The sequence below is a fragment of the Anabaena sp. FACHB-1391 genome, from assembly GCF_014696755.1.
Taxonomy (GTDB): Bacteria; Cyanobacteriota; Cyanobacteriia; order Cyanobacteriales; family Nostocaceae; genus Dolichospermum; species Dolichospermum planctonicum.
On the sequence record NZ_JACJQS010000037.1, the window covers coordinates 41,330 to 49,137 of the forward strand.

The 7,808-nt window shown below is 31.7% G+C and carries 4 protein-coding genes; 3 read left to right on the forward strand and 1 reads right to left on the reverse strand.

Annotated features, from left to right (window positions below; translation table 11 throughout):
• Positions 1 to 302: 302 nt before the first annotated feature.
• On the forward strand, positions 303 to 2,021 hold the full coding sequence (locus tag H6F62_RS16310) for a serine/threonine-protein kinase (RefSeq protein WP_347238721.1): 1,719 nt from the start codon (positions 303 to 305) through the stop codon (positions 2,019 to 2,021).
• Positions 2,022 to 2,072: 51 nt separating this feature from the next.
• Here the strand turns inward: H6F62_RS16310 and H6F62_RS16315 are convergent, their stop codons facing one another.
• Complete coding sequence (locus H6F62_RS16315; protein ID WP_015079494.1) at positions 2,073 to 2,372, reverse strand: 30S ribosomal protein PSRP-3; 300 nt, start codon at positions 2,370 to 2,372, stop codon at positions 2,073 to 2,075.
• Positions 2,373 to 3,083: 711 nt separating this feature from the next.
• On the opposite strand from H6F62_RS16315, the gene H6F62_RS16320 reads away from it, so the two are divergent.
• Both H6F62_RS16320 and H6F62_RS16325 read left to right on the forward strand, forming a co-directional pair.
• Positions 3,084 to 3,320, forward strand: a complete 237-nt coding sequence (locus H6F62_RS16320; protein WP_190372495.1) for a hypothetical protein — start codon at positions 3,084 to 3,086, stop codon at positions 3,318 to 3,320.
• Positions 3,321 to 3,493: 173 nt separating this feature from the next.
• Positions 3,494 to 7,282: a TaqI-like C-terminal specificity domain-containing protein gene (locus H6F62_RS16325; RefSeq protein WP_190372492.1), complete on the forward strand. Its 3,789-nt coding sequence runs from the start codon at positions 3,494 to 3,496 to the stop codon at positions 7,280 to 7,282.
• Positions 7,283 to 7,808: the final 526 nt, after the last annotated feature.

Below are 7,808 nucleotides of genomic sequence, written 5' to 3' on the forward strand. Positions count from 1 at the left end.
AGGGAAGAGGGAACAGGGGACTCTTAACAGGGGACTCTTAACAGGGAACAGGGGACAGGGGACAGGGGACTCTTAACAGGGGACTCTTAACAGGGAACAGGGGACTCTTAACAGGGGACTCTTAACAGGGGACAGGGGACTCTTAACAGGGAACGATGAACCCTTCTAGAAATTTTGTAAGTTTTAGGGTGCTTTACTACTGCATAAATCTTGCAAATAAACAGATTGTTGATATCTGACGCTCCCTACCAATGTGCTTTCTGTTGCCTCTTGCTTTTTGCTTTGCTATAATTCTGCGATTTATGATGTTAATTAAAAACCGTTATCGTTTGCTCAAACAGATTGCTAAAGGGGAATTTTATCAAACATTTCTTGCAGTAGATGAAAATCAATTTCCTCCCCTTGCTTGTATTCTTCAAAAATTGTCGTCTCCAGGGCAAACAGTTGAAGATTTTGAATATCAAGTACAGCAATTAACAGAATTAAGTAAACATCCTCAAATTCCCAAATTAATCACCCATTTTACAGAAGATAAATATGATTATTTAATTCAGGAATTTATTGAAGGTGATAATTTAGCTACTGTGTTAGAAAAGCAAGGTATTTTTGATGAAAATCAGATTTGGCAAGTTTTAAAAAGTTTATTACCCGTTCTCAGTTTTATTCATACTCATCAAATTATTCACCGCAATATTAACCCAGACAATATTATTTGGCCGACTGTTAACCAAAATCAAAATTTATTAGAAAATCTATTTTTAACGGATTTTACAGTCGTTAAATTTGTCCATAGAAATCAATCAAAAGATGATATAGTTGGGAGTCCAGAATATATTTCTCCAGAACAAATACAAGGTAAAGCCGTTTTCGCAAGTGACTTATATAGTTTAGGTGTAACTTGTATTTATTTACTAACTCACATACCACCATTTGAATTATTTAATATAACTCATCATAGCTGGATATGGCGGGATTATTTAACTAATCAAATTAGTGAACATTTAGCGCAAACCCTTGATAAACTGGTAAAACACAATTTACAAGAACGCTGGAAATCAGCAAATGAACTTATTTACAATTTGGGAATTAAAGCTAATTATTTACGTTTATCATCTCATATTTCCCAGGATGATTGGCAACTTTATCATACAATCACAAATCAAATTCATAGTCCTATTAATACCATAGCATTAAACCCTGATAGTCAAATTTTAGCAAGTGGTGAGGATGATAAAAGTATTAAATTATGGGATTTAAAAACTCAACAATTAATAGCTAACTCCAAAGGACATACCCAAGCCATAACAACAGTTAAATTTAATCCCAATGGGACAATTTTAGCCACTGCTAGTGATGATAAAACTATCAAATTATGGGACATAAAAACATTAACAACAATTCAGACCTTAAGTGGACATTCCCACGCTGTCAAGTCTCTAGCATTTCATCCCCATGGGCTTTTAGCCAGTGGAAGTTGGGATAAAACCATTAAAATATGGGATATAAATACAGGTTTAGAACTTCACACTTTAACTGGACATAAATTACAAGTAAATGCTGTTGCTTTTAGTCCTCAAAGGGAACTTTTAGCTAGTGCTAGTCATGACAAAACAGTTCGTATTTGGCAACTACAAAACGGAAAATATAACTTATTAACAACTCTTTTAGGTCATACTTGGGCAGTTTTGACAGTTGCATTTAGTCCCACCAATCAGAATTTATTGGCAACTGGTAGCGGTGATAATACAATTAAATTATGGGATGTTAACACTGGTGAAGTAATTAACACACTTTCCGGTCATTCCTGGTCAGTAGTAGCTGTAGCCTTTAGTACAGATGGGGAAAAGCTAATTAGTGGCAGTTGGGATAAAACAGTGAAAATTTGGCAAATCAGCACAAAATCAGAAATTACCAGCCTTGTAGGTCATACAGACTCAGTATCTAGCCTTGCTATTAGCGATGATACAGAATTAATTGTCAGTGGTAGTAAAGACAATACAATCAAATTATGGCGTAGATGATAATTGACAATAATTAATTATCGTCAATTATCAATTATCAGTTGAAAATAATCAGGCGCTACCAGTGAAGGCAACTTCTGGAAATTTTAATTGCGCTTCTGCCATTGGGCGTTTTCTGCCTTCTTCTTGCCAGTAGTTAATTACTTCTGTGGCTTTATTGAGCAACTCCACGCGGTCAACATCTGTAATCCAATGTTTGGATTCTAACTCTTTTTTTAGTTCTTCCCAGGCATCATTTCTGGGCCAGAAAAAGTATTTGGTTAGGGGACTAGAACCTTTACCAACCACTTGGTCAACTGCAAGGGCGACGTTTTCGTCTAACCAGAGAATTTTTAAAATGAACTTGGTCAATTACACCTCCGGGGAATATCCGGGTTTTTTGCTTGGGTTTGCGACCCCTTATTCTAACTCAATCTTTGACTAATTGACCAATAAATATTGGTAAAATCTGATTTTTTTAGTTATTTTCTTGTTTTCCCTCCATAACAGATGTTTCTGACCTCTACTATAAATGTATATATAGTTGCGTGTTCAAAAGTATTTTAATTATTGTATTTACACTTTATTAGATTTAATTTATAATTAATTTGCTTAACTGAGTTTTTTAAAGCTTATCATCCAAATTCCCCATTCTCTTCAAAAAATTAGGTTTGCTGATACTATTTATCACTCAGTTTTTGTCAGTGAAGTAATTAATTATTTCTTGGTAGTGAAAATGGTAGTAAACATCATCAACATTCCTCCTACTAAAATCATGATTGCTAATCCTCCGGTGACTAAATCTAAAGTATTGTTATCTATGGTCATACTATTCATACTCCTCTAAATTGTACATCATAAATAATAATACACAAATAATAATACACAGCTACAAATTAATAATGCAGATATTGATCAAAAAGCGGCCAGTTTTTTACAAAAATGTCCTGGTCTGCGATTGGGAAAAGATAAGTTATGATTTATTAGCATAAGTGACTCATCTTGCACACAGAGAAAATCCATCTGCGTGGGTTTTAAGACACTGTGAACACACAATAAAGTATATTTTCCAGGAATACTACTATGTATCAAACAGATCCACCTCCTTCACCCCAAGAAGTGTTACCAACGATGTATGATCTCAAAAGTGAAGATCCAGAGGAGAAAGGTTTGCCTGATCAATTTCATTTATTACAGTTGGCGTTAAAAATTGTCGTTATGACAAGGGAACAGGGAACAGGGAACAGGGAACAGGGAAGAGGTTTTCGGCAACTTTACTTTTCGTTACATATTTCGGTTTTTTTCCGTTCACCTACTTAATATAATAATTATATAATAATTTATCTGATAGCGTAGCATGACACAAGCCCAGGGTGTCCGGTTACTGAGCGACTTGTACTGAGCTAGTCGAAGTACAGGACTTAGGGATTTACAGAATGTTTTATGAGATAATAGAAATTAACCAACCGTAATAAATATCAAAGTGTGAAAAAATGAACTTACAAAAATTACAACCTAGAGCAGCATTAAATAAAGCATTTCTGAAAATTAACCCCTTTAGAAATGATGTTGAAAATTTTAAAAATCATCTGCAAAATCTACTGGATAAAATTAATGAATCGGAATCTGAAGAATTTCATAAAAATCTGATTGTGGATTTTTTCAAGAATACTTTTTATCGTGCAAATCATTTCATTAATACTAAGGGACGCAATGATCTAGTTATTTATAATGGTAAAGATGCTAAAACTAGTGTAGGGGTGATTTTAGAATTTAAAAAGCCAAATAATAAAAGTGAAATGTTGAAGGTTGATCATCTCAATACTAAAGCATTTCAGGAATTAGTTTTGTATTTCTTGCGAGAACGTTTAACAGGGAAAAATTTAGAAATTAAATATTTAATCGCTACTAATATTTACGAATGGTTTATTTTCGATGCTCAGACCTTTGAAAACTTATTTATTGGTAATAAATCTCTAGTTAAACAATTTACTGATTTTGAAGCAGGGAGATTAACCAGCAAAAAAACTGAATTTTTCTATAAAGAAATTGCTCAACCTGCGATTACTGAAATTACCGATAAAATTACCTTTACCCATTTTGATATTCGAGAATATCAGGAATATTTAAACCCTGGTAAACATCCAGATGAACATAAGTTAATTTCCCTATTTAAGCTATTTTCTCCAGAACATTTATTAAAATTACCTTTTACCAATGATAGTAATACTCTTGATAAAGGTTTTTACAGTGAATTATTACATATTATCGGTTTGGTAGAAACTAAGGAAGGTGGTAAAAAACTGATTCAACGCAAAAAAGAACATGATAGAAATATCGGTTCATTAATAGAAAATGCTATTTCTCAAATTGATAGTTTAGATAAAATTTCTCGTTTAGAAAAACCCGAACTATTTGGAGAAACATATCAACAACAACTTTTTAATCTAGGTTTAGAATTAGCAATTACTTGGATGAATAGAATCCTGTTTTTAAAATTATTAGAAGCTCAATTAATTAGATATCATAAAAATGATCTGTCTTGGGGATTTTTGAATTTACAAAAAGTTGCAAATTATGATGATCTCAATAGTCTATTTTTTAGTGTTTTAGCGCGTAAACCACAGGAAAGAAGTCAGAATTTACAACAAAAATTACAAGAAAGATTTGCTCATGTTCCTTATTTGAATAGTTCTTTGTTTGAACCGACAGACATTGAACAGGAAACTATTTGTATTAGCAATTTGAGAAATGAAAAATTGCCCATTTTCCCTGGTACGATCTTAAAAGACAATAATGGTAAAAAACTGACTGGAGAAATTAATACCTTAGAATATCTGTTTGCTTTTCTCAATGCTTACAATTTTAGTAGTGACATTGGGGAAGAAATTCAGGAAGAAAATAAAAGGTTAATTAATGCTTCTGTATTGGGGTTAATTTTTGAGAAAATTAATGGTTATAAAGATGGTTCTTTCTTTACCCCCGGTTTTATTACTATGTATATGTGTCGGGAAACCATTAGAAGAGCGGTTATCCAAAAGTTTAATGATGTTAAAGGTTGGAATTGTAAAACTATTGATGATTTATATGATCAAATCGAGGATAAAAAAGCAGCTAATGATCTTATTAACAGTTTGAAAATATGTGATCCTGCTGTGGGTTCAGGACATTTTTTAGTTTCTGCTTTAAATGAAATTATTGCGATTAAAAGTGAGTTAAAAATTTTACTGGATAGACAAGGTAAGAGATTAAAGGAATATAGTTTTGAGGTTGCTAATGATGAGTTAATTGTGATTGACGAGGATGGTTTATTATTTGAGTATAACCCGAAAAATCAGGAAAGTCAACGAGTACAAGAAACTCTATTTCATGAGAAACAAACGATTATTGAAAATTGTTTATTTGGTGTGGATATTAACCCCAATTCTGTAAAAATCTGTCGGTTGCGTTTATGGATTGAACTTTTGAAAAATGCTTATTATAAGACCTCTCCCCTAACCCCTCTCCTGGGAGGAGAGGGGAATATGAGAGAATTGGAAACTTTACCCAATATTGATATTAATATCAAATGTGGTAATTCTTTAATTAGTCGGTTTTCCTTAGATGGTAATTTGCAAGTTGCTTTAAGTAAGCAGAAATACACTATAGAAGATTATAAAAATGCTGTCAAAACTTACCGCAATGCTGAAAATAAGGAGCAAAAGCGGAAAATGGAGAGATTAATTCAGGAAATTAAGGGTAATTTTAAGACTACTTTACAGGGAATTGATCCTAATAAAACTAAGTTAAGAAAGTTAGAGGGTGAGGTTGAGAATTTGGAGGATCAAATTTTTCTGATTCCAGAAACTAAAGCTGAGAAAACTAAGCGGGAGAAAAAAATTGCTAAGTTAAATAATGAGATTGATAAGTTACGGGTTGAGATTGAGGATATAGAAAATGGTAAAATCTATGAAAATGCTTTGGAATGGCGTTTTGAGTTTCCTGAAGTATTAAATGATGACGGTATTTTTCTTGGTTTTGATGTGGTTATTGGTAATCCTCCTTATGGTGCAACTCTTTCTGATGTAGATAAAGAATTTATGAAGGCTGAATATTCAGATTACCACACCAGATGGACTGATACCTTTAATTATTTTATAGGTAAGAATTTACTAATTGCAAAAGATAAGTCATATAATTGTTTAATTATACCAAATAATTTTTTATTCCAGAATGAGTATGAAAAATCTCGAAGAAAATTATTAGAAATATCATCAATTGATTTAACAATAAATTTAGGTGATAATGTTTTTGATGATGCAGAAGTGCCTACTGCTATTTTGTTGTTTAAAAAAGAAGTCAATGCTAATTATTTTGTTGAATATGCAGATTTAAGGTCATTGGATAAATCACACTTTTTGTTTCATACAACTAAATTTTCTAAATATTCAAAGATGGATATATTAAATACACCATCTTCAGTATTTGGAGTTAGTAAACTACTAGCATTTATTAATGCTAGAAATTCGATTAATATAAAATTAATTAATGATATTTCTCTTGAAGTTGCAAATGGTATTCAACCTACAGGAGATAAGATTTTTAGGATTCATTCTTCTGAAGCAAATGAACTTAAACTAGAAGAATCTATATTAAAAAATGTATTAGTAGGAGGAGATTTTAATAAATATATAGTTTATAGAAGTGAATTTAAGGTCATATATACTACAAAATCAATTAATATTAATGACTATCCTAATATTTTATTGTATTTAGAAAAATATAGAGAGAAACTAGAAACTAAACGTGAAACAAAGAAAGGGATTTTGCCTTGGTGGTGTCTTCATTGGCCACGATACAAGGAATTATTTGAAGAAGATAAGATTATAATTAGACAAACCGCAGATCGCATAATTGCTACTATTGATAATGATTCATACTATGCTATGAATAATGTAATTATTTTAAAAATACAGAAAGAATTTCAAATAGATTTCGATTACAAATATATTCTTGCTATTCTCAATTCAAAGTTGATTAATTATATCTATAAGCAGTTAACTCAAGAAGAGAGTAGAACTTTTGCTGAAGTTAAACCAATCAATATTAGAAAGTTGCCCATTATAGTTACTGATTTACATCAAAGACATATATTAATGAACATCGTTACTAAAATTCTCAACGCTAAAAAATCAGATCCCAATGCAGATACAACCGCATTAGAAACAGAAATTGATCAAATGGTTTATCAACTATATAATTTAACAGCAGAGGAAATTCAAATTATCGAAAGTTCTCAATAATATCACTTTATCCATGTCCCCAACTTCTGATATTAATTAGTTTTCGTAGGTTGGGTTAAGCGACAGCGCAACCCAACAAATGCTTAAAAATCTTGGTTTTCTTAACGTCAACCCACCCAATATCTGATTCAGACAATTATAATTTATTGACAGAATAAAAAAGAAATTCGGGATATTATCCTTCTCAAAACTATTTGTATTAGTTTACATCCTGTAAATCCTTAAATCCTGGATATCCTGATTCTGACAATAATCTTGCTAAAATTGCAGATACTGATTTAATAACTTGGTTAAATCAACAAGATCATCCATAATAGTTTTCCTAGGTTGGGTTAAGCGACAGCGCAACCCAACAAATGCTTAAAAATCTTGGTTTTCTTAACGTCAACCCACCCAATATCTGATTCAGACAATTATAATTTATTGACAGAATAAAAAAGAAATTCGGGATATTATCCTTCTCAAAACTATTTGTATTAGTTTACATCCTGTAAATCCTTAAATCCTGGATATCCTGATTCTGACA